Genomic DNA, 20,003 nt, shown 5'->3' with positions numbered 1-20,003 from the left:
CGGCCTCCTAAACTGTAAATGCCCCCGCTGGCTATCCCGCACTTGCCCAGCCCCCGCCACTTGTGGAACGACACAGCGCAAAGGAGAGTGCCATGCCCGATCTGGGCGCCATCGTGCGCGACATTGCCGAAGAAATGCGCGAGCACGCTTACAAGGGCAAGGTGGCCGACTATATCCCAGCACTGGCCGCCATCGCCCCGGAACGCTTCGGCATCGCGGTGGTGATGGCCGATGGCACCTGCCACATGGCGGGCGATGCGCAACAGGCCTTTTCGATCCAGAGCATTTCCAAGGTCTTTGCCCTCACCATGGCGCTGGGCGCGGTGGGTGACCAGTTGTGGCAGCGCGTGGGCCGCGAACCTTCGGGCAGCGCGTTCAACTCCATCGTCCAGTTGGAAAGCGAACACGGCATCCCGCGCAATCCGTTCATCAACGCCGGGGCCATCGTGGTGAGCGACATCCTGCTGGGCCGCTATGAACCGCGCGAGGCAATCGGCGAGATGCTGCGCTTCGTGCGTGCCCTCGCGGGCGACGACAGCATCGTTATCGACGAGGAAGTGGCGCGGGGCGAGCAGGAAACTGGCTATCGCAACATGGCGCTGGCCAACTACATGCGCGCCTTCGGCAATATCCGCCACCCGGTGGAAAAGGTGCTGGGCCTCTATTTCCACCAATGCGCCCTGGCGATGAGTTGCCAACAACTGGCGATGGCCGGGCGCTATCTCATGGCACGCGGGCGCAATCCGGACACGGGGCGCAGTGTAGTTTCACCGCAGCGCGCGCGGCGCATCAACGCCTTGATGCTCACGTGCGGGCACTATGACGGATCGGGCGAATTCGCGTTTCGCACCGGGTTGCCCGGCAAATCGGGCGTGGGCGGCGGCATCCTGGCGATTGCGCCGGGGGTGGCCAGCATTGCCGTGTGGTCACCCGGCTTGAACGAGCGCGGCAATTCGCTGGCCGGAACCCTGGCGCTAGAGCGCCTGGTCCAGGCAACCGGCTGGTCGGTGTTCGAGCCGGGTCTGGGCCAGGCTATCGCATCAGAATGAAAACCGAAGCCCTGCCGCGCCATAGTGTTCCCCGCCCTGCAGGGTCAGCTTGAACTTGGGCAGGATGGGAAAGGCCGCGAGGGCATAGGCCCGCACCTTTTCATGCGCCAGGCGCGCGCCCAGGCCCACTTCGGCAACGGCCGGAATGGTGAACGTCGCCTCGCCCTTGGCATAGACCGAAGTGCTGGCGCCGCTTTCGGTGGGGATGAACGCACCCACCACCGGGCGCACCGTGAACGGGCCAAAGCCCATGCTATAGCTGGCGCCCAGTTCGGCGCCCCATTCGCCAGCCGCCTTGCCGCCGGTGGCTTCCACGCCCAGCCCCTGGGCTTGCGCCAGGGCCGGAAACGCCAGCAGGCCCGCCGCCAGCGCCAGACCAACACCAATCCTGTTCATTGCAACCCCATGCTTTCCTGCCCCGCGGTTGTCCCTGCAGGCGGCAGCATCGCGGTCTGGGGCCGTCCCTGTCAACCGCCTGGCGGTGCGGCCTGCCGCAGCGGCGCACCGTCCAGCAGATGGTTTCAGTTCATGTCACCCAATCCGGGCGAAGGGCGCGGCGCCGCCAGGGGGGAGCGCGAAAAGCGGATCGGCAAGGCAACGCCGGGCACCGTGCTGCCATCCGCCTCGCGCGGCATCGCCAGTTCCAGTCCGCGATGGCGGATCTGGGGATCGGCGAAGGCCTGGGCCACGGTGTTGATCGGCCCGGCCGGCACGCCCTGTGCCTCCAGCGCGGCCAGCAGGTCGTCCCGCGCCCACCGGGCGGTTGCCGCTTCGATCGCGGCGGTCAGCGTGAAGCGGTCGGCCAGGCGGCCAGGGTTGGTTTCCCACCCCGGCTGCATGGCCAGGCCCAGCACCGCGCCAAGGCGGGCGAATTGCCCATCGTTGCCCACCGCCAGGATCAGCCAGCCATCGGCCGCAGGAAACACCGCATAAGGCACGATATTGGGATGGGCATTGCCCATGCGCATGGGCGTTGTGCCACCGGCCAGATGGTTCATCGCCTGGTTGGCGAGAACCCCGGTCATCACGTCCAGCAGCGCCATGTCGATCATCTGCCCGCGCCCGGATCGCGCGCGTTCGGCCAGCGCGGCCTGGATCGCGATCACGGCATAGAGCCCGGTCATGATATCGGCAAAGGCCACGCCGATCTTCTGCGGCGGGCCCTCGGGCACGCCGGTCAGGTCCATGATCCCGCTCATTCCCTGGACGATGAAATCATAGCCCGCGCGCGCGGCATAGGGGCCATCCTGGCCGAACCCGGTGATCGCGCAGTAGACCAGCCCTGGATTGATGGCTGCGAGGGTCTCATAATCCAGCCCGAACCTGGCCATGCCGCCCAGCTTGAAATTCTCGATCACCACGTCGGCCCCGGCCACCAGTTCGCGCGCGCGCGCCTGGCCCTCGGCACTGGAAAGATCGAGCACCAGCGACCGCTTGCCCCGGTTGGTGGCGTGGAAATAGGCCGCATCCTGGCTGCGATCCGGGTTGGCAATGAACGGCGGGCCCCAGGCGCGGGTATCGTCGCCGGCTGGGCTTTCCACTTTGATCACCTCTGCCCCCAGGTCTGCCAGCACCTGCCCGGCCCAGGGGCCGGCCAGCACGCGGGCAAATTCGATCACCTTTATGCCCGCCAGTGGCGGCGCTGCCTCCGCGCTCAAAACGCGGCGATCCCGGTGATCGCACGGCCCAGGATCAGCGCGTGCACATCGTGCGTGCCTTCATAAGTGTTGACCGTTTCCAGGTTCACCATGTGGCGGATCACCTGGTATTCGCCGGAAATGCCGTTGCCGCCGTGCATGTCGCGCGCCATGCGGGCGATATCGAGCGCCTTGCCCACGTTGTTGCGCTTGAGGATCGAAATCGCCTCGGGCGGCGCAGCACCCTCGTCCATCATGCGGCCCAGGCGCAGCACGGCATGCAGGCCCAGGGTGATCTCGGTCAGCATGTCGGCCAGCTTTTTCTGGTAAAGCTGCGTGGCGGCGAGCGGGCGGCCGAACTGGTGCCGGTCCAGCCCATATTGCCGCGCGGCGGCAAAGCAGAACTCCGCCGCGCCCATCGCCCCCCAGGCAATGCCATAACGCGCGCGGTTGAGGCAGCCGAACGGTCCCTTCAGCCCCTCCACGCCGGGCAGCAGCGCGTCTTCTGGCACGAAGACATCCTCCATCACCACTTGCCCGGTGATGGAGGCGCGCAGCGAGATCTTGCCGGCGATCTTGGGCGCAGACAGGCCCTTCATGCCCTTTTCCAGAATGAACCCGCGAATGGCCCCGCCATGGGCATCGCTCTTGGCCCAGATCACGAAGACATCGGCAATCGGCGCGTTGGAAATCCAGGTCTTGGTGCCGCTCAGCAGATAACCGCCGTCCACCTTCTGCGCGCGGGTGCGCATCCCGCCGGGGTCTGATCCGGCGTCTGGCTCGGTCAGGCCAAAGCAGCCGATCGCGGCGCCGCTGGCCAGCTTGGGCAAATACTTTTCCCGTTGCGTGTCAGAGCCATAGGCATGGATCGGATAGATCACCAGGCTCGATTGCACGCTCATCATCGAGCGATAGCCCGAATCCACCCGCTCCACTTCGCGCGCGGTCAGGCCATAGGCCACATAGGATGCATCCGCCCCGCCAAAGCGCTCGGGCAGAGTCACGCCCAGCAACCCTTGCGCGCCCATTTCGGCAAAAATTTCAGGGTCGGTGGTTTCGCTGGCAAAGGCATCGATCACCCGCGATTGCAGCCTGTCCTGTGCAAAGGCGCGGGCCGCATCGCGGATCATCCGCTCCTCGTCGGTCAGTTGGCTCTCCAGCCCCAGGGCATCTTCCCAGTCGAACCTTGCCTTGGCCATCGCTGCTCTCCTTTTGCCGCAGGATTGACAGAGCCCGGCAATCGCATCAATTCCACGAAACGGCGATTTTGATCGCGTTTTGGAATAGCTGGCCGTGCTTGATCCCGATACCCTCGCCGTGTTCGTGGCCGTGGCCGATCATGGCCATTTCCAGCGTGCCGCCGATGCCCTGGGCATTGCCCAGTCGGTGGCCAGCAAGCGGTTGCAACGGCTGGAAGATGCGCTGGGTGCCCGGCTGATCGAACGCGGCAGCCGCATGGCCGTGGCGCCCACGCGGGCAGGCATGCTGTTCCTGCCCCAGGCCCGCGCCGCGCTGGAAACGCTTGCCCGCACGCAGCGCGTCGGCCGGGCATTGGCACGCGGCGAAGCAGGGCCGATCCAAGTAGGCTATGTCTTTTCCGCGGCCATGGCCGGCGTGCTGCCGCGCCTGATCGCCACGCTGGCGCAAGTGCTGCCGGGGGTGGAGGTCATGCCCGCGCTGATGGAAACGCCCGACCAGCTCAAGGCGCTGGCCGATGGCCGGATTGATCTGGCGATCGTGCGGCCGCGCCCGTCATGGCCGGCCGGTTGCGTGGAAGTGGCGCGCCAACGCGAAGGGCTGCTGGTTGCCATGGGGGAGACCAGCCCACTGGCCGCGGCAAGCCCGCTGCGTGCGGCCGACCTGGCAGGCCAAACCTTCCTGACCCCGCAATTTCACGAAGAAGTGGGCCTGGCGCAAACCGTTGCCGCGCTGGCCAAGGCCGCTGGCCTGCCCCCGCCGCCGATCCGCCGCACCGCCGATTTCATCACGGCGGCCAGCCTCGCCGCTGCCGGCCAGGGCGTGATCCTGGCACCGGCCAGCCTGGCACGGCTCCATCTCGAAGGCCTGGTGTTTCGCCCCCTGGCCGACCATGCCGCCACGGTGGACCTGGTCACGCTGGCCAGCCCGCAAGCCCCGCCCGGCGCGGTGGCGGCGTTGACAGGCTGACGGCCTGGCGCCCGCCCTCACCCCTTCCAGGTACGGCGATCCTCGGCGGCGCGCAGCACTTCATAGGCCAGTTGCAGCTTCTGGAATTCGGCGGCGGCTTTCTCGTCGCCGGGGCGCACATCGGGGTGCACTTCCTTGGCGCGGGTGCGCCAGGCCTTGCGCACGTCTTCGAACGGCGCATCGGGATCGAGGCCCAGGGCTTCGAGTGCGCGCAGTTCGTCGCGGCTGCGGGTGCCATCGCCGGGCCCGGCCCAGGCTTTCCACGACGAATCGGTATAGCCTTCGTTGGTGCGGCGCTCGGCCTGCTCGCGCGCGGCGGCCTCTTCCTTGTCGAGCCCGGCGAAATAATCCCAGCCGGCGTTGTATTCGGCCGCATGCTTTTCGCAGAAGTACCAGCGATCGGGGCTATTGGGCGATTTGGGCGCCGGGCAATTGCCCGGCTCGCTGCACCCGGCGCGGTCGCACAGGCGCACGTTCACGGCCTCGCGGGCGCTGCCATAGCCGCGCCAGCGGGGAAAGCCCCAATCAGTAGATCGCCCTTGCCGTGCCATCGGCCCTAACGTTCGCTCCTCAAGCAGACGGGGCGCCCCGCGCGGCGATGCCGCACAAAGCGCCCCCTCTCAAACGGATTCGCTCTTAACCGCCGGGTGCGCCCCGGCGCAAGCTGTCCTTACTGCCCCCGCTTTTACTGGACCGTCACGGTCACCGCGCGGCGGTTCTGGGCATAGCTGGCTTCGTCCGAACCCAGTGCGATCGGGCGTTCCTTGCCATAGCTCACCGTGGTGATGCGGCTGGCGTCGATGCCCAGGCTGACAAGGTAGGCCTTGGCCGCATTGGCGCGGCGCTCGCCCAGCGCGATATTGTAATCGCGCGTGCCGCGTTCGTCGCAGTGGCCCTCGATCGTCACCAGCTTGCCGGGATAGCGCGCCAGCCACTGCGCCTGGCTTTGCAGGATCGCCTGGCTCTGCGCATCGACATTGTAGCGATCGAGATCGAAGTGGATCGTGTCGGACTGCACCGAGGCGACGAAATCGGCCTGGCTGCCGGCGGTCGGGCCGCTGGGCCCGGCAGGAGGCGGCGTGGTCGTGGTCGTGCCGGCGCTGGGCTGCGGCGGCAGTTCGGCGGCCGAGCGGTTCTTGGCCGAATTGGACGAGCAGGCCGCCAGCGAGAGGCTGCCAGCAAGCATGGTCACGACAAGAAGCTTGCGATTCATGGGGTGTCTCCTCAGGCGTGTTTCAGGATGTTGCATTGCACAAGGCGAATCGGCAAATGAATTGCGAAGGGCTCATCGCCCCCAAGTAAATCCGGCCGGCGCCATCACGGCAGCACCGGGCCCCAGGCAGGGTCCGATGCATCGACCGGGGTATTGAGCTTGCGTTCGTTGCGACCCGTCAGGTCTACTTGCCAGATGGACGTGCGGCCCGTGTTCTTTTCGGTACGGAAAAACTGGATGATACGGCCGTTGGGCGACCAGGTCGGTGCTTCATCCTGCCAGCTGTTGGTCAGGAAACGCATGTCGCCACCGCTGGGGTTCATCACCGCCACGCGCAAGTTGCCACAGATGCAGGTGAACGCCACCTGGTCGCCGCGCGGGCTCCATTCCGGGGTGGCCGCGCGCCCGCCAAAGAAGCTGATGCGCTTCTGGTCGGTGCCATCGGCGTTCATCACATAGACCTGCTGGCTGCCCGAACGATCGCTTTCGAACACGATGCGCTTGCCATCGGGGCTATAGGATCCGCCCACGTTGATGCCCGGCGTGTTGGTCAGCCGCACCGGCGTGCCGCCCGTGGCGGGAATGCGATAGATATCGGTGTTGCCGCCGATCGCCATGGAAAACAGCAGGCTCTTGCCATCGGGAGACCAGCGCGGCGCAAACGTGGGGTTGCGGCTTTGCAGCACGAGATGCTGCGTGCCCGTACCGATGTCATAGACATAGATGCGCGGATTGCCGTTGAGATAGGAAAGGTAGGCGATCTGCTGGTAATCGGGCGAATAGCGCGGGGTCAGCGCGGTGGCCTGGCCATTGGTGATGAAGCGGTGGTTGGCGCCATCGGAATCCATGATCGCCAGCTGCTTGCGCCGATGGTCCTTGGGGCCGGTTTCGGCGATATAGGCAATCTTGCTGTCAAAGAACGGGCTTTCGCCGGAAAGACGCGAATAGACCATGTCGGCGCACTTGTGCGCCGCGCGGCGCCAGTCCGCCGGCTGCACCACATAGCCCTGGCGCGCCAGTTCGCTGCCCAGCGCCACGTCATAGAGATAGCAACCGACCGTCAGCCGCCCGTCGGGCGCGGCGCGGACAAAGCCCTGCACCAGCATTTCGGCCGAACGCGCGCGCCACCCGCCGAAATCAGGCGCCGAAACCTGGGGATAGGCCACGCCCGGCAGCGCATCTGGCCCGGTCGGCTTGAACAGGCCGTTGTTCTTGAGATCGTTATAGACCACCCGCGCCAGGCTCTTGCCCAGCGCCGCTGTGTTGCCCCCTTCGGCGGCCGTCGGCACAGGATTGTCGGTGGGAAACGCGGGGATCGCCACGCCCAGGTCCTGCCAGGCGCCCTCGCCCGTGACAGAGCCGGTCAGCCCGCCATCGTCCGGGGCGGCCGTGGTCGGTGCGGCCTGGGGCGCGTTGGAAGCCGGCAAAGGCTGTTGTTGAGCCAACGCCGGCGCGGCGCCCAGTGTCAGGGCGACCAAGCCAATCAGAGCGGGGGCAAGGCGTGCGGGGGGCTTACGCTTCATTGCGACAGTTTCCAGTCAAAGCGAAACGCGGAAACGCGCTTCCAGCTGTTGTAGTATTGCGGCGGCAAGTCAAACGGAGCGGCCAGTTCCACGGCGCGGATGGCCAGTTCGGCATGGCGGCGGGCCTGGGCGCGATTGGCATCGGTGATCCCGCTTTGCGAAACCACCACCGGTTTTGCGGCCAACGAACCGTCGGGATTGAGGTTCCATGCCACCACCGTCACCAGCTTGTCCACATCCACGCCCGATGGCCCCACCCAGTGCGGCTTGATCTGGCGTGACAGCGCCATGCCGAGCGAGGCCCGCACATCCGGCCCGGCAGTTTGCGCCGGAGGGTTGCGCGAGGTGCCCGGATTGCTGTTGCTGGGCACGCCGGCCAGGAAATCGCTGCCGATGCGGTTCCCCCCTTGCGGCGCCTTGCGCGGCGGGGTGGGCGCCGGGCTGGCGCGGCCGGGGGCATGCTCCGCCTGGCGCGGCGCGGGCGGTGTCGGCTTGGCGGGCGCGGGCCGGGGCGGCGCAGGCCGGGGCGGGGCCGGCTTGGGCGGCGCGGGTTTGGCGGGCGCGGGCCTGGGCGGGGCCGGCTGCGGCCGCGGCTCGGGCCGGGGCATCGGTCGCGGCGCTGGCTGGGGCCGGGGGGCCGGCTGTGGCGGCGCAGGCTTGGGTGGGGCGGGCCTGGGCGGCGCCGGTTGCGGCGGCGCGGGCTGCGGCTTTTCCACCGGCGCTGGCGGCGCGGGTTCGGGTTCGGCGGCGGCCTGCTGCTCGCCCAGATCCGGTGCCACGTCGGGCGCGGCCTGGGCGTTGGGATCGGGCGAGGTGGCGGTATCGGCCACCTGGTCGGCAATCGTCACCACCATGCGCTCGGGCGGCGGCTTGATGCTCTTGCCCGGCGGCGACAGCGTGAGCGCGGCAATCAGCGCAACATGGGCAGCGGCCGCAATGCCCAGCGCCACGGCTTCTTCGCGGCGGAAACCGGATGGAGGCGTATCAAGGGGATCGCGCGTGGCCATGGGGATCAGGGCTGGCTTTCCGCTGCGGGCGCGGCGGCGCTTTCCCCACCGCCCGCCGTGCCATTGCTGACCAGCGAGATCTGCTTGAACCCAGCGGCGTTCAATTCGCCCATCACCGCCATGACGCGGCCATAATCGAGCGCCTTGTCCGCGCGCAGCGTCACCAGCGGGGCCTTGCCATCGGGCTTGCGCACCGCGGCCAGCCGGTCGGCCAGTTCGCCCGGCGCCAGTTCCTGGTCATCCAGGAACAGCCGGCCCTGGCCATCCATGCTCAGCGTAATCTCGTTCTTCTTTTCCTGCAGCGCTTCGGCCTTGCTGTCGGGAAGGTCGATCGGCACGCCCGCCGTCAGCATCGGCGCGGTCACCATGAAGATGATGAGCAGCACCAGCATCACGTCCACCAGCGGCGTCACGTTGATTTCCGCCATGGGCGCGCCGCGCGACCGGCGCCTGCGCCCGCCACCGCTGCTACCCTGGCCCAGGTTCATGGCCATGGCTTATTGCTCCAGCTCGCGGCTCAAGGTGGCGTGGAAACGGTCGGCAAAACGGAACAGGCGCGCCTCGAAGCGGTTCACCGCGTTGCTGAAGCGGTTGTAGGCGATGACCGAGGGTATCGCCGCGACCAGGCCGATCGCCGTGGCGAACAGCGCTTCGGAAATCCCCGGCGCCACCACGGCGAGCGAGGAATTGGCCTGCGCACCGATATTGAAGAAGCTGTCCATGATGCCCCAGACCGTGCCGAACAGGCCCACGAACGGCGCGACCGAACCCACCGTGGCGAGGAAATTGAGCCGACCCGAAAGGCGGTCCGTCTCGGCCGCGACGGCGCTGTCCATCGCCACGGACAGGCGCTGGCGCGTGCCTTCGCGGTCCACGTTCTTGCCGGCGGTGGAGCGGCGCCATTCGCCCAGGGCGGCGCTCACCACGCGGGCGGCGGGCACGTCGCCCTTGCCGTTGTCCTTGTGATAGGCGTCGATGTCGCGCGCTTCCCAGAAGCCCTGCTCATAGCGGTTGGAACGGCGCTGGGCGCCGGCCATCCGCAGGCTGAACGATACGATGATCATCCACACCCACACGCTGGCCAGAACCAGCGCGCCCATCACGATCTGCACCACGATATCGGCATGAAGGAACAGGGCAACCGGGTTGAGCCGGGTGGGTGCGCCGGCAGTCACGCTTGCGGCGGCGGCAAGAAGGGCCAATGTCATGGGCGGGCTTTCTCAAGGTCCTGTTCGGAAACAATCAGGGCGGCAAATGCGTGGTGCCAGGCGGGCGGTAGACGGCGCGGCCGCCCTCCCGGCGTGACGAGAGCAACGCGAACGCGCGCGGTGCAAAGAAGGGTGGTTTGCCTGAACGCCTGCTGAAGCAGGGTAGCGCTCGCACCTTGCAGTGCGGCGAGCCGCGATTCGATCACGACGCCGTCATCCAGGCGCGCGGGGCTGGCATAGCGCAGCGCCATGTCGGCCACGGCAAAGGCGCCCTCACCGGCTTCATGGGCCGCGCGCTGATCGATACCAATCAGCCGCAACAAATCCGATCGGGCGCGTTCGAACCAGCGCAAGTAATTGGCATGATAGACAACGCCGGATAGATCGGTGTCTTCATAATAAACCCGCACCGCAAAGCGATGCGTCTTGCCATCAAGGCAGCCAGCAGGGAAATCCGGGCCGTTCATGGACGAAGCGTGGCTGCCTTGCGACGGAATGACAAGGTTGTGTTAACCTATTCTGCTGCGCTGCGAAAGGATTAACGCGCCAGCATCGGGCCAAGCGGCGCCCCGCCGAACAGGTGGACGTGCAGGTGCGGCACTTCCTGACCACCATGGCCGCCCAGGTTGGCGAGCACGCGATAGCCCGGCTCCACCAGCCCGAGATCGCGCGCCACTTTGCCCACCGCGCGCACGAAGCCGGCGATGAGGTCAGCGGGGGCATGGGCCGCAAAATCGTCCCACGCCACGTATGGCCCCTTGGGGATGACCAGCACATGGACCGGCGCCTGGGGCGCAATGTCATGGAATGCCAGGGCAAATTCGTCTTCGTAGACCTTCTTCGAAGGGATCTCCCCGCGCAGGATCTTTGCAAAGACGTTCTGATCGTCATAGGGCAGCGTGGCATCGATCGGCATGGAATGGCTCTCCGCAGAACGCTGAAACCGTTGGGTTTTCAGATATGTGGATTGTTCAGACTGGTGAATTCCGGCTCAATCGCGTGGGCGCGCGGCCTTTTCCGCCAGGCCCGAAAGGCCCTCGCGCCGGTCCAGTTCGGCCAGGACCTGGGCAAAGGGCACGTCGCGCGCGCCCAGCAATACCATGAGGTGGAACAAAAGGTCGGCCGCTTCGCCCACCAGTTCGCTCTCGCTGCCCGAAAGCGCGGCGATCACGGTTTCCACGCCTTCCTCGCCCACTTTCTGCGCGATCTTGCCGAGCCCCTTGGCATGGAGCCGCGCGACATAGCTGGCATCGGGATCGGCGCTGCGGCGCGCGGCAATGGTCGCTTCAAGGCGGGCAAGCGTGCTCTGGTCCATGGGCTGCGGCATGGAACGGCGCGGCGCGAGGGTCAACCCCGCGCGGGCAATCCGGCGGCGCGCAGGGCGGCATGGGCTTCGGCAATGGAATGGGTGCCGAAGTGAAAGATGGACGCTGCCAGCACGGCGCTGGCATGGCCCTTGGTGACCCCATCCACCAGATGGTCCAGGTTGCCCACCCCGCCGCTGGCGATCACCGGCACGGGCACCGCATCGGCAATCGCGCGGGTCAGTTCCAGGTCATAGCCCGCCTTGGTGCCATCGCCATCCATCGACGTGACGAGCAATTCGCCCGCCCCCAGCTTGGCCAGGCGCTCTGCATGAACCAGCGCGTCGATCCCGGTGCCCTTGCGGCCGCCGTGGGTGAAGATTTCCCACTTGCCCGGCCCCACGCGCCGCGCATCGACCGAGCCCACCACGCATTGCGCGCCGAATTTCTCGGCAATATCACGCACCAGTTCTGGGCGGGCGACCGCCGCGCTGTTGACGGCAACCTTGTCCGCCCCGGCCAGCAGCAGCGCACGGGCATCGTCCACCGCGCGCACGCCGCCACCCACGGTCAGCGGCATGAAGCAGACCTCGGCCGTGCGCGCCACCACATCGAGCAGCGTGCCGCGCCCTTCGTGCGTGGCGGAAATGTCGAGGAAGCACAGCTCGTCCGCGCCCGCCGCGTCATAGGCGCGGGCCTGCTCCACCGGATCGCCGGCATCGCGCAAGTCCACGAAATTGACGCCCTTGACCACGCGGCCCTCGGCCACGTCGAGACAGGGAATGACACGGACGCGAACGGTCATGGCTTTGCCTTTCAGCGGTTTCGGCCTTTCAGCCCTCGGCGATCTGGATCGCGGCGGCAAGGTCGAGCCGCCCATCGTAAAGCGCGCGGCCGGTGATCACGCCTTCGATGCCATCGGCTTCATGCACCTTGAGCATGGCGATGTCATCAATGCCCTTCACCCCGCCGCTGGCGATCACCGGCAGGCGCGTGGCGCGCGCCAGGTCGACCGTCGCCTCGATATTGCAGCCCTTGAGCAGCCCGTCGCGACCCACGTCGGTGAACAGCAGCGAGGCAACGCCCGCATCCTCGAACCGGCGGGCCATCTCCACGATCGACACGTCGGACACATCGGCCCAGCCGGCCGTGGCCACCATGCCATCGCGCGCGTCAACCGCCACGACGATGCCGCCGGGATAGGCCTTGGCCATGTCCTTGACGAACTGCGGATCTTTCAGCGCGGCGGTGCCGATCACCACGCGCGAGACGCCCAGATCGAACCAGCCATCCACCGCCACGGGATTGCGGATGCCGCCACCCAGTTGGACATGGCCGGGGAACGCCTTGAGAATGCCCTCCACCGCGCCACGGTTGCGCGCTTCGCCGGCAAAGGCGCCGTCGAGATCGACGACATGCAGGTATTGCGAGCCGGCCTGGGCAAACAGCGTGGCCTGGTGGGCGGGATCGTCACCATAGACGGTGGCACGATCCATATCGCCTTCAGCAAGGCGGACGACCTGACCTCCCTTGAGGTCGATGGCGGGAAACACGATCATGCCCGCGCGCCTAGCATCGCGCGCGGGCATGTCCAATGGGTTTTGCGCGTGCCCTGCTAGCGCCTCATCCGGCAACCGTAGCGCATGATGCCCTTCGACAAGCTCAGGGCGAACGGGCTGGGAAATTCATGCTTGCATCTCGTTCGGGCTGAGCCTGTCGAAGCCCCTTCACCCACTTACCCAAACGCATCCTTGGGCACGTGGGTCACGCGGCAGGCCAGGTCTGCCTCGCCCGAGGCGACAATGAAGCGATCGCCCTGGTCGATCACGCCGGTGGTGAACACCACGTCGCGCAAGTAGAGCAAGTCTTCGAGGGGGTGCGTCAGTTCGGCGTCGGGTTCAAGCAGGGGCCCCTCGCCCTGCGCCAGGATCCGGGTGGGATCAGCTTCGTCGAGCAGCGTCCAGAACGTGCGATAGATCCCCACGATCTCCTTGGGCTCCACCCCGTGCCACAGCGAAAGCCAGCCGCGCTGGCCGGCCACCTCGGTCAGGATCGGTGGCGCGCCGCCGCCCATGCGTGCGCTGGCCGGGCGATCGGTGCGGGGGCGGATATGGGGCGAAAGGTGCGGCTTCCAGTGGCGGCCATCGGGCGACGTGGCCAGGTTGATCGACGGGCCCGCACGCCACGGGCTGCCGGGCGGATAGGCAAACCACAAGTCACCCAAGGGCCGCGTCTGCGCCCAGTATTGCCCATCGATCAGGCCTTCGAAGATCAACATGTCCTTGTTCTGGTGATCGAGCACCAGGCCTTCGAACGTCCAGTCCAGCCCATTGTCAGAGGAATAGAGCGTGGTGGAATGGCGTTCGGGGCTGACCGAGCAGGTGGTCATCAGGTATTGCCCGTCTGCCACGCGCGAAATGCGTGCATCTTCCAGGCCATAGCACTGCCAGGGCCCTTCGGGCGCGATCGCCTTGTCGTAATGCACCGCCACGATGTCCATCGCATCGGGCGTCATTTCCACCGGCAGCAACCAGGACAGCGAGGTGAGCGCCATGACTTTCCAACCACCGCCCGGCACCACGAACTTGCGCGGATCGCGCGTGTCGGCCAGTTCCAGCGGCCAGGCATCGAGCACGTAACGCCCAAAGGCCTGCCCGCCAACGGTGCGCCCGTCGCCATCCCAGCGGATCGCGTGGACCTTGCCGTCGCGCACCGGTTCGCGCAGCGCCTCGGCCACGCGCACCATCAGCAGCACATTGCCATTGGGCAGCACGGTCATGCCTGGGTTGAACGCGCCCAGCACATAGGTTTCCGCATCGAAATGCCCGGCCAGCGGCGAGCGCGAAAGGTCGATCACGTGGGGCGTGATGACGAGACGATCGTGGGGAAATTTCATTCTTCGTTGACCCTGGGAACGATGACCAGCTGCTGCACCACGGTGCGGCTGGGCTGGGTGAGGAAATAATGGATGCCAACGGCGATATCCTCGGCGCGCAGCATCTTTTCAGCGGCGATCATGTCGCGCTGCTTGTCGGCGGGAATGTCGGGATACTGGAAATCGGTGCCGACAAGGCCCGGCTCCACCAACCCGACGCGCACGCCCTTGCCGCCCATTTCGCGGCGCAGCGCCTCGGAAAAACCCGCAATCCCGGCCTTCATCCCGGCATAGACGGTGGAATGCCCACCCAGCACATGCGCGCTCATCGAACCAACCAGCACGATATCGCCGCCCTTGCCCGAAAGCGCGGCGGCGGCGCGCCAGGCCGAAACGAGATAGGCGGTGAAATCGGCAGCGATCGCATAGCGCAGGCCGGCCTCGTCCATCTCGGTCAAGCCGGACGCAGGGACGGCCGCGTTGATCACGGCCACGTCGAGCCCGCCCATGGCCTGCTCGGCCGCACCGAAAAAGCGATCGACCGCCCCTTCGTGTGCCAGGTCGAGCGCCAGCCCATCAATCGTGCCGCCCGCCTCGCGCACGGCCACCAGGCAATCGTTCAGGTGTTCGGGATCGCGGCCGCAGGTGAAAATCTGCGCACCTTCGCCCGCCAGGAGCAGTGCTGTCGCCCGGCCGATGCCAGTGGTGCCGCCGGTAATGGCGATGCGCCGCCCGGCAAGGGGCGTTTGCGCGGTGTGCCCCGGCTTGGCCGCCGTTGCGGCATAACCTGTTGCCATGATTTGTCCTTTCCTGCGGGTATCAGGAAAGGGAAAGCGCGGGGGCAGCGGGTGGTTCCGCGGCCTGCCCTTTCTTCAGGGCTTCCAGTCGAGGAAGCGCGAGAGCAGCCGCAGGCCATAGCCCTGGCTCTTTTCAGGGTGGAACTGCACGCCCAGGATGTTGTCGCGCGCAACGGCCGCCACCAGCCCGCCGCCATGATCGGTCATCGCCGCCACATCGGCGCCGTTGTCGGCGGCAAAGTGGTAGGAATGCAGGAAATAGGCCTCGCCCCCTTCGATCAGGGCGGCGCCATCGCCATGGAGCGTGGGCGAAACATCGTTCCAGCCCATGTGCGGCACCTTGATCGCCGGGTCGGTGCGTTCGATCAGGCGCACTTCGCCCGCGATCCAGTCCAGCCCCTCGGTCACGCCATATTCCACCCCGCGCGAGGCAAGCAGTTGCATGCCCACGCAAATGCCCAGGAACGGCACGGCATCGACCAGCACGCGCTCTTCCAGCGCATCGATCATGCCTGTCACGCCACGCAGCGCGCCCGCACAGGCGCGATAGGCGCCCACGCCGGGCAACACGATGCGATCGGCGCGGCGCACCACATCGGGATCGGCGGTGAGCGTGACATGCTCGGCGCCCGCCACTTTCAGGGCATTGGCCACCGAGCGCAGGTTGCCCGCGCCGTAGTCGATCAGGGCCAGCACCTCAGCCACCGAGGATGCCCTTGGTCGAGGGCACGGCATCGGCCTTGCGCGGATCGATCGTGATCGCTTGCGCCAGGGCACGGGCAAAGGCCTTGTAGATGCCTTCGATGATGTGGTGGTTGTTGGTGCCGTAGAGGCATTCGATGTGCAGCGTGATTCCGGCGGCCTGGGCCAGCGAGTGGAACCAGTGCTCGAACATCTCGGTGTCCATCGTGCCCAGGCGCGGCTGGGAAAAGCGCGCCTTCCACACCAGGATCGGGCGGCCGGAAATATCCAGCGCCACGCGGGCTAGCGCCTCGTCCATCGGGGCGTAGGTGGACCCGTAGCGGGTGATGCCCTTCTTGTCGCCCAGCGCCTGGGCGATCGCCTGGCCCAGCGCGATGGCGCTGTCTTCCACGGTGTGGTGCTCGTCAACGTGAAGGTCACCCTTCACGTGCAAGGTGATGTCGATCAGCCCGTGGCGCGAAAGCTGCTCGATCATGTGATCGAGGAAGCCGATCCCGGTGTTCACGTCATAAACCCCGGAGCCATCCAGGTTGACGCTGACCTTGATATCGGTTTCGGCGGTGGTGCGGGTGATCGATCCGGTGCGCATGGGCCATGCCTATACGCGCCAAGGGGCGAGAATCAATCTCTCCCTCTTGACCCGCGCCCGTGCCAGCGCCAGTTGTGCTGGATATGAGCGAAACGCCCGACAGCCTGATCCCCTATGACGAAATCGTGCAGGAGGCCCTGCGCGCCGTGGTAGGCCGTGTCCTGGGCCAGGTGGAGGCATCCGGCGGGATGCTGCCCGGCCAACACCACTTCTACATCACTTTCCGCACCGGGGCGCCGGGGGTTTCGATTCCCAACCGGCTCAAGGAACGCTTCCCCGACGAGATGACCATCGTGCTCCAGAACAAGTTCTGGGACCTGAAGGTTGAGGAAGAAGGCTTTTCGGTGGGGCTCAGCTTCAACCAGGTGCCCTCCACCCTGATCATCCCGTTCCGCGCGATCACCGCCTTCGTCGATCCGGCGGTGGACTTTGGCCTGCAGTTCCAGGCGGCCGACGATCTGGACGACGAAACGCACGAAGACGCGGAAAACGATTCTTCGGTCATCGACGGGGAAACTTCCGACAAGCCCGCCGTTGAACGCAGCGATGACGGATCGAACGTTGTCACGGTCGATTTCGGCCGCAAGAAGTAACTGCCTGCCGCAAGCCCCGATCCGGCCATCAGCCCGGTCTTCGTTTGCCGCAGGCCATCAAGCCAACGGGGCATCCGCAGATGGTTTCCAAGACCGGGCAAGACACCAAGGATGGCAGCACCAACGCCGCCGAAACGCCGGCTGAGGCACAGGCCGCGCCGGCCAAGGGCGAACCGCCCGCCACCAGCCCGCTGACCACGCTTATCCTTACCGACATTGCGCTGAGCGCGGGAAGCGCACTTTTGGCGCGCGGCGTTGCGGGCCGGGGCCTGGCTGGCCGCGTGCTGGGCCGGGCCCTGCCGGTGCGCAGCCCCGGCGGCCTGATCAAGGCGCCTTCGCTGGCGGGCAGCCTGGTCGGAACGGCGATTGCCCGCGTTGCCACCCGCTCGGTTCCGGGCGCGATCGTGGTGGGCGGCGGCCTGGTCGCCAAGGCGCTTTATGACCGGCGCAAGGCCCGGCGCGCGCGCAAGGCCGCCAAGGCGGCCGCTGGACCACCCCCCGTCACCCGCTGATCCGCCGAAAATCTTCGCAATCGCAACATGCCCCGGCTTGACCGGCGGGGCGGCCATGGTCCATCTGCGACCATGGCCGAAAGCGCAACCCACCCAACCCAGCCCGTTCATTCCGCCGATGCCCTGCATCGCCGCGGGCTTATGCTGATCCTGTCGTCGCCCTCTGGCGCCGGCAAGACCACGATCGCCAAGCGGCTGCTGGCCCATGATTCGCAGATCGAAGCATCGGTTTCGGCCACCACCCGGCCGATCCGGCCGGGCGAAGTGGATGGCAAGGACTATCACTTCGTCGACCGCGCCACGTTCGACCGCATGGTGGAAGCCAGTGAATTCTATGAATGGGCCGAAGTGTTCGGCCATTGCTATGGCACGCCCAAGGCCCACATCCGCGCGCGATTGAAAGAGGGCTTCGACACCCTGTTCGATATCGACTGGCAGGGCACGCAGCAATTGTACCAAAAGGCTGAAGCCGATGTGGTGCGCGTGTTCATCCTGCCGCCCAGCATCGAGGAACTGCGCCGCCGCCTGACCGGGCGCGGCACCGACAGCGCCGAAGTGATCGCCGCGCGCATGGCCCGCGCCCAGGCCGAAATCAGCCACTGGGACGGCTATGACTATGTCGTGGTGAACGACGACGTGGATGCCTGCTATGCCCAGATCAGCCAGATCCTGGCGGCCGAGCGCCTGAAGCGCGCGCGCCAGACCGGGCTGATCGGCTTTGTCCGCGAACTGACCCGGCACTAAATCCATGGCGCTGGGCACGCCCCTGCCCGCTCCCTGGCGGATCGTGGTCCAGGCGGGGTCGCTTGGGCTGGCCCATGGCTTTTGCATCGTGCTGGGCTTTGCCCTGGCGGTGCTGGCCTGGGGCCTGTGGGTGCCGACGTGGGACCCGCAAGTGCGCGAAACCACGATCACGTTCGATGATCCGGCGCTGCGCGGCCGATCGCTCAACGTCGCGCTGGTGTCCGATATCCACGTGGGCAATCACGGCATGACTGCCGCCCGGCTGGACCGGGTGGTGGACCAGATCATGGCGCGGCGGCCCGATGCCATCCTGCTGGCCGGCGATTTCGTGAACGGCGAATATCCCGGCGATCCGGCCATGCGCGTCGATCTGCTGGCTGCCCCGCTCGCGCGGCTGCATGCCCCGCTCGGGGTGTTTGCAGTGCTGGGCAACCACGATCGCATCACCGACCCTGCTGCCGTGCAGGCCGCGCTGACCCGCGCCGGGGTGACAGTGCTGGTGGACCAACTGGCTGCGCTGGGCCCGATCACGCTGATCGGGGTGGACGATGCCCTGCCCAAGCGCGCGCGGCTGCCGATCCTGATGACCCAGGCCCATGCCACGGGCCGCCCGCTGGTGGTGATGGAGCATGCGCCCAGCCTGCTGCGCCTGCTGGCGCCCGATGTGCCGGTGATCCTGGCCGGGCACACCCATTGCGGGCAGGTGCGTCTGCCCGGCTGGACCGGCGGCCGCAATCCCATCACCGGCACCACCTATTACAACCCGCGCTTCCGCTGCGGACTGGTCCGCTGGCGCAATCGCATCGTGCTGGTTAGCGGCGGCGTGGGATCAGGGTCGTTCCCGCTGCGCATCGGTACGCGGCCGGATTTCTGGATGATCCGCTTTACCGGGCGATGATGAGAGGGCACCTGCAATGAAAGCCGCCGTGATCGTGGAACAGGGCCAGCCGCTGGCGATCGAGGACCTGGTGATCGACCAGCCGGGCCCGCACGAAGTGCTGATCCGCACGGTCGCCTGCGGCTTGTGCCATTCCGACCTGCATTTCATCGACGGCGCCTATCCCCACGCCCTGCCCGCCGTGCCAGGTCACGAGGCGGCGGGTATCGTGGAAGCGGTGGGCAGCCATGTGCAGCGGCTGAAAAAGGGCGATGCGGTGGTCACGTGCCTTTCTGCCTTTTGCGGAACCTGCGAATTCTGCGTTTCGGGCCGCATGGCGCTGTGCCTGGGCAGCGGCACGCGGCGTTCGCGCAGGGAGCCGCCGCGCCTGGCCCGCGCGGATGGCACGCCGGTGCAGCAGATGCTCAACCTTTCGGCGCTGGCCGAAATGATGCTGGTGCACGAGAACGCCTGCGTGGCGATCAGGCCCGACATGCCGCTCGACCGGGCGGCCCTGCTGGGCTGCGCGGTAACGACCGGGGCGGGCACGGTGTTCAATGCCTGCAAGCTGACGCCGGGCGAAAGCGTGGCGGTGATCGGGTGCGGCGGCGTGGGCCTGGCGGCGGTGAATGCCGCGCGCATTGCCGGGGCGGGCCGCATCATTGCGGCCGATCCTTCGCCGGAAAAGCGGGCGCTGGCCAGGCAGATGGGCGCCACCGACACGATCGATCCCACTATCGATGGCGCGGCCGGCACGATCGTGGAACTGACCCGGGGCGGAGTGGACCACGCGATCGAGGCGGTGGGCCGCCCGGACTCCGGCGCGCTGGCGGTGAACGTGTTGCGCCGTGGCGGCACGGCCACGATCCTGGGCATGATGCCGCTCGATCACCAGGTTGGCCTTTCGGCAATGGACCTGCTTTCGGGCAAGAAACTGCAGGGCGCGCTGATGGGGATGAACCGCTTCCCGGTGGACCTGCCGCGCCTGGTCGATTTCTACATGAACGGCTTGCTGCAACTCGACACGATGCTGACCATGCGGATCGGGCTTTCCCAAGTGAACGAAGGCTTTGCCGCGATGCGCCAGGGCGATGGCGCGCGGGCGGTGGTGCTGTTCGATGGGCCGTAATTCCGCTTAACCCCGCTTTCACGCAGGATTGGCGGCGCGCGGCCTATCCCTGCGGCATGCATGTGCCACAGGGGAAAC

Annotated in this window: 25 protein-coding genes; 7 read left to right on the top strand and 18 right to left on the bottom strand. The window is 67.0% G+C overall.

From position 1 onward, the window contains the following. Nucleotides 1-92 precede the first annotated feature (92 nt). Nucleotides 93-1,049 (top strand): glutaminase, encoded by a 957-nt coding sequence (locus FHT19_RS02760; protein WP_168554270.1) that lies wholly within the window; start codon nucleotides 93-95, stop codon nucleotides 1,047-1,049. Here FHT19_RS02760 and FHT19_RS02755 read toward each other — a convergent pair. The 3 genes from FHT19_RS02755 to FHT19_RS02745 form a co-directional block, all read right to left on the bottom strand. Continuing rightward, on the bottom strand, nucleotides 1,041-1,445 hold the full coding sequence (locus FHT19_RS02755) for a hypothetical protein (RefSeq protein ID WP_168554269.1): 405 nt from the start codon (nucleotides 1,443-1,445) through the stop codon (nucleotides 1,041-1,043). The two genes, FHT19_RS02760 and FHT19_RS02755, sit on opposite strands and share 9 nt — an antisense overlap. A gap of 125 nt (nucleotides 1,446-1,570) precedes the next feature. Continuing rightward, nucleotides 1,571-2,707, bottom strand: coding sequence for a CaiB/BaiF CoA-transferase family protein (locus FHT19_RS02750; protein WP_169473845.1), 1,137 nt, complete (start codon nucleotides 2,705-2,707; stop codon nucleotides 1,571-1,573). Further along, nucleotides 2,704-3,885 (bottom strand): acyl-CoA dehydrogenase, encoded by a 1,182-nt coding sequence (locus tag FHT19_RS02745; RefSeq protein WP_169473844.1) that lies wholly within the window; start codon nucleotides 3,883-3,885, stop codon nucleotides 2,704-2,706. The genes FHT19_RS02750 and FHT19_RS02745 overlap by 4 nt, the downstream gene beginning before the upstream one ends. A 94-nt stretch (nucleotides 3,886-3,979) precedes the next feature. Here FHT19_RS02745 and FHT19_RS02740 point away from each other — a divergent pair, with 94 nt between their 5' ends. After that, nucleotides 3,980-4,852, top strand: coding sequence for a LysR family transcriptional regulator (locus tag FHT19_RS02740; protein WP_169473842.1), 873 nt, complete (start codon nucleotides 3,980-3,982; stop codon nucleotides 4,850-4,852). Between the two features lie 17 nt (nucleotides 4,853-4,869). Here FHT19_RS02740 and FHT19_RS02735 read toward each other — a convergent pair whose 3' ends face one another. From FHT19_RS02735 to hisB, 15 genes are all read right to left on the bottom strand, one after another. Further along, nucleotides 4,870-5,403 carry a J domain-containing protein gene (locus FHT19_RS02735; RefSeq protein WP_168554265.1) on the bottom strand — a complete coding sequence of 178 codons (534 nt, stop codon included), beginning with the start codon at nucleotides 5,401-5,403 and terminating at the stop codon, nucleotides 4,870-4,872. 134 nt (nucleotides 5,404-5,537) lie between these two features. Continuing rightward, entirely contained in the window at nucleotides 5,538-6,065 is a 528-nt protein-coding gene (gene pal, locus FHT19_RS02730; protein ID WP_168554264.1) for a peptidoglycan-associated lipoprotein Pal, read from the bottom strand. A gap of 104 nt (nucleotides 6,066-6,169) precedes the next feature. Continuing rightward, nucleotides 6,170-7,588: a Tol-Pal system beta propeller repeat protein TolB gene (tolB, locus tag FHT19_RS02725; RefSeq protein WP_168554263.1), complete on the bottom strand. Its 1,419-nt coding sequence runs from the start codon at nucleotides 7,586-7,588 to the stop codon at nucleotides 6,170-6,172. Then, nucleotides 7,585-8,595 carry a hypothetical protein gene (locus FHT19_RS02720; protein ID WP_169473840.1) on the bottom strand — a complete coding sequence of 337 codons (1,011 nt, stop codon included), beginning with the start codon at nucleotides 8,593-8,595 and terminating at the stop codon, nucleotides 7,585-7,587. The genes tolB and FHT19_RS02720 overlap by 4 nt, the downstream gene beginning before the upstream one ends. 5 nt (nucleotides 8,596-8,600) lie before the next feature. Next, nucleotides 8,601-9,089, bottom strand: a complete 489-nt coding sequence (tolR, locus tag FHT19_RS02715) for a protein TolR (protein ID WP_168554261.1) — start codon at nucleotides 9,087-9,089, stop codon at nucleotides 8,601-8,603. A gap of 3 nt (nucleotides 9,090-9,092) precedes the next feature. After that, a complete protein-coding gene (gene tolQ / locus FHT19_RS02710; RefSeq protein ID WP_168554260.1) occupies nucleotides 9,093-9,803 on the bottom strand; it encodes a protein TolQ in 711 nt (236 codons plus the stop codon). Continuing rightward, nucleotides 9,800-10,270 carry a YbgC/FadM family acyl-CoA thioesterase gene (locus tag FHT19_RS02705; RefSeq protein ID WP_169473838.1) on the bottom strand — a complete coding sequence of 157 codons (471 nt, stop codon included), beginning with the start codon at nucleotides 10,268-10,270 and terminating at the stop codon, nucleotides 9,800-9,802. The genes tolQ and FHT19_RS02705 overlap by 4 nt, the downstream gene beginning before the upstream one ends. A 71-nt stretch (nucleotides 10,271-10,341) precedes the next feature. Next, nucleotides 10,342-10,719, bottom strand: a complete 378-nt coding sequence (locus FHT19_RS02700; RefSeq protein ID WP_169473836.1) for a histidine triad nucleotide-binding protein — start codon at nucleotides 10,717-10,719, stop codon at nucleotides 10,342-10,344. A gap of 75 nt (nucleotides 10,720-10,794) precedes the next feature. Continuing rightward, entirely contained in the window at nucleotides 10,795-11,130 is a 336-nt protein-coding gene (locus FHT19_RS02695) for a phosphoribosyl-ATP diphosphatase (protein WP_110764273.1), read from the bottom strand. Nucleotides 11,131-11,150: 20 nt separating this feature from the next. Next, a complete protein-coding gene (gene hisF, locus FHT19_RS02690; protein ID WP_168554256.1) occupies nucleotides 11,151-11,912 on the bottom strand; it encodes an imidazole glycerol phosphate synthase subunit HisF in 762 nt (253 codons plus the stop codon). Nucleotides 11,913-11,940: 28 nt separating this feature from the next. After that, nucleotides 11,941-12,666, bottom strand: coding sequence for a 1-(5-phosphoribosyl)-5-[(5-phosphoribosylamino)methylideneamino]imidazole-4-carboxamide isomerase (gene hisA / locus FHT19_RS02685; RefSeq protein ID WP_168554255.1), 726 nt, complete (start codon nucleotides 12,664-12,666; stop codon nucleotides 11,941-11,943). A 176-nt stretch (nucleotides 12,667-12,842) separates the two neighbouring features. Then, nucleotides 12,843-14,003 (bottom strand): glycosidase, encoded by a 1,161-nt coding sequence (locus FHT19_RS02680; RefSeq protein ID WP_169473834.1) that lies wholly within the window; start codon nucleotides 14,001-14,003, stop codon nucleotides 12,843-12,845. Beyond that, nucleotides 14,000-14,779, bottom strand: a complete 780-nt coding sequence (locus tag FHT19_RS02675; RefSeq protein WP_168554253.1) for an SDR family oxidoreductase — start codon at nucleotides 14,777-14,779, stop codon at nucleotides 14,000-14,002. Before FHT19_RS02675 ends, FHT19_RS02680 begins: the two co-directional genes overlap by 4 nt. Nucleotides 14,780-14,854: 75 nt before the next feature. Next, nucleotides 14,855-15,484: an imidazole glycerol phosphate synthase subunit HisH gene (gene hisH, locus FHT19_RS02670; RefSeq protein ID WP_179504276.1), complete on the bottom strand. Its 630-nt coding sequence runs from the start codon at nucleotides 15,482-15,484 to the stop codon at nucleotides 14,855-14,857. Next, on the bottom strand, nucleotides 15,477-16,070 hold the full coding sequence (gene hisB / locus FHT19_RS02665) for an imidazoleglycerol-phosphate dehydratase HisB (RefSeq protein ID WP_169473829.1): 594 nt from the start codon (nucleotides 16,068-16,070) through the stop codon (nucleotides 15,477-15,479). The genes hisH and hisB overlap by 8 nt, the downstream gene beginning before the upstream one ends. A gap of 83 nt (nucleotides 16,071-16,153) precedes the next feature. Between hisB and FHT19_RS02660 the strand changes: the two genes are divergently transcribed. From FHT19_RS02660 to FHT19_RS02640, 5 genes are all read left to right on the top strand, one after another. Further along, nucleotides 16,154-16,663 carry a ClpXP protease specificity-enhancing factor SspB gene (locus tag FHT19_RS02660; RefSeq protein WP_168555424.1) on the top strand — a complete coding sequence of 170 codons (510 nt, stop codon included), beginning with the start codon at nucleotides 16,154-16,156 and terminating at the stop codon, nucleotides 16,661-16,663. A gap of 80 nt (nucleotides 16,664-16,743) precedes the next feature. Beyond that, a complete protein-coding gene (locus tag FHT19_RS02655) occupies nucleotides 16,744-17,175 on the top strand; it encodes a hypothetical protein (protein WP_169473828.1) in 432 nt (143 codons plus the stop codon). 72 nt (nucleotides 17,176-17,247) lie between these two features. After that, complete coding sequence (gene gmk / locus FHT19_RS02650; RefSeq protein ID WP_168554249.1) at nucleotides 17,248-17,919, top strand: guanylate kinase; 672 nt, start codon at nucleotides 17,248-17,250, stop codon at nucleotides 17,917-17,919. A 4-nt stretch (nucleotides 17,920-17,923) separates the two neighbouring features. Beyond that, nucleotides 17,924-18,817: a metallophosphoesterase gene (locus FHT19_RS02645; RefSeq protein ID WP_169473826.1), complete on the top strand. Its 894-nt coding sequence runs from the start codon at nucleotides 17,924-17,926 to the stop codon at nucleotides 18,815-18,817. Between the two features lie 16 nt (nucleotides 18,818-18,833). Further along, nucleotides 18,834-19,925, top strand: coding sequence for a Zn-dependent alcohol dehydrogenase (locus FHT19_RS02640; RefSeq protein ID WP_169473824.1), 1,092 nt, complete (start codon nucleotides 18,834-18,836; stop codon nucleotides 19,923-19,925). Nucleotides 19,926-20,003: the final 78 nt, after the last annotated feature.

This window comes from Novosphingobium sp. SG919, assembly GCF_012932495.1.
GTDB classification, from domain to species: Bacteria; Pseudomonadota; Alphaproteobacteria; order Sphingomonadales; family Sphingomonadaceae; genus Novosphingobium; species Novosphingobium rhizosphaerae.
This window is presented reverse-complemented; position numbering and strand designations above follow the sequence as displayed.

What these genes read in the sequence shown, in the direction of transcription:
- FHT19_RS02760 (WP_168554270.1), top strand. Translation starts at nt 93, where the DNA reads ATGCCCGATCTGGGCGCCATCGTGCGCGACATTGCCGAAGAAATGCGC.
- FHT19_RS02755 (WP_168554269.1), bottom strand. Translation starts at nt 1,445, where the DNA reads ATGAACAGGATTGGTGTTGGTCTGGCGCTGGCGGCGGGCCTGCTGGCG.
- FHT19_RS02745 (WP_169473844.1), bottom strand. Translation starts at nt 3,885, where the DNA reads ATGGCCAAGGCAAGGTTCGACTGGGAAGATGCCCTGGGGCTGGAGAGC.
- FHT19_RS02735 (WP_168554265.1), bottom strand. Translation starts at nt 5,403, where the DNA reads ATGGCACGGCAAGGGCGATCTACTGATTGGGGCTTTCCCCGCTGGCGC.
- pal (WP_168554264.1), bottom strand. Translation starts at nt 6,065, where the DNA reads ATGAATCGCAAGCTTCTTGTCGTGACCATGCTTGCTGGCAGCCTCTCG.
- tolB (WP_168554263.1), bottom strand. Translation starts at nt 7,588, where the DNA reads ATGAAGCGTAAGCCCCCCGCACGCCTTGCCCCCGCTCTGATTGGCTTG.
- FHT19_RS02720 (WP_169473840.1), bottom strand. Translation starts at nt 8,595, where the DNA reads ATGGCCACGCGCGATCCCCTTGATACGCCTCCATCCGGTTTCCGCCGC.
- tolR (WP_168554261.1), bottom strand. Translation starts at nt 9,089, where the DNA reads ATGGCCATGAACCTGGGCCAGGGTAGCAGCGGTGGCGGGCGCAGGCGC.
- tolQ (WP_168554260.1), bottom strand. Translation starts at nt 9,803, where the DNA reads ATGACATTGGCCCTTCTTGCCGCCGCCGCAAGCGTGACTGCCGGCGCA.
- FHT19_RS02705 (WP_169473838.1), bottom strand. Translation starts at nt 10,270, where the DNA reads ATGAACGGCCCGGATTTCCCTGCTGGCTGCCTTGATGGCAAGACGCAT.
- FHT19_RS02700 (WP_169473836.1), bottom strand. Translation starts at nt 10,719, where the DNA reads ATGCCGATCGATGCCACGCTGCCCTATGACGATCAGAACGTCTTTGCA.
- FHT19_RS02695 (WP_110764273.1), bottom strand. Translation starts at nt 11,130, where the DNA reads ATGCCGCAGCCCATGGACCAGAGCACGCTTGCCCGCCTTGAAGCGACC.
- hisF (WP_168554256.1), bottom strand. Translation starts at nt 11,912, where the DNA reads ATGACCGTTCGCGTCCGTGTCATTCCCTGTCTCGACGTGGCCGAGGGC.
- hisA (WP_168554255.1), bottom strand. Translation starts at nt 12,666, where the DNA reads ATGATCGTGTTTCCCGCCATCGACCTCAAGGGAGGTCAGGTCGTCCGC.
- FHT19_RS02680 (WP_169473834.1), bottom strand. Translation starts at nt 14,003, where the DNA reads ATGAAATTTCCCCACGATCGTCTCGTCATCACGCCCCACGTGATCGAC.
- FHT19_RS02675 (WP_168554253.1), bottom strand. Translation starts at nt 14,779, where the DNA reads ATGGCAACAGGTTATGCCGCAACGGCGGCCAAGCCGGGGCACACCGCG.
- hisB (WP_169473829.1), bottom strand. Translation starts at nt 16,070, where the DNA reads ATGCGCACCGGATCGATCACCCGCACCACCGCCGAAACCGATATCAAG.
- FHT19_RS02660 (WP_168555424.1), top strand. Translation starts at nt 16,154, where the DNA reads ATGAGCGAAACGCCCGACAGCCTGATCCCCTATGACGAAATCGTGCAG.
- FHT19_RS02655 (WP_169473828.1), top strand. Translation starts at nt 16,744, where the DNA reads ATGGTTTCCAAGACCGGGCAAGACACCAAGGATGGCAGCACCAACGCC.
- gmk (WP_168554249.1), top strand. Translation starts at nt 17,248, where the DNA reads ATGGCCGAAAGCGCAACCCACCCAACCCAGCCCGTTCATTCCGCCGAT.
- FHT19_RS02645 (WP_169473826.1), top strand. Translation starts at nt 17,924, where the DNA reads ATGGCGCTGGGCACGCCCCTGCCCGCTCCCTGGCGGATCGTGGTCCAG.
- FHT19_RS02640 (WP_169473824.1), top strand. Translation starts at nt 18,834, where the DNA reads ATGAAAGCCGCCGTGATCGTGGAACAGGGCCAGCCGCTGGCGATCGAG.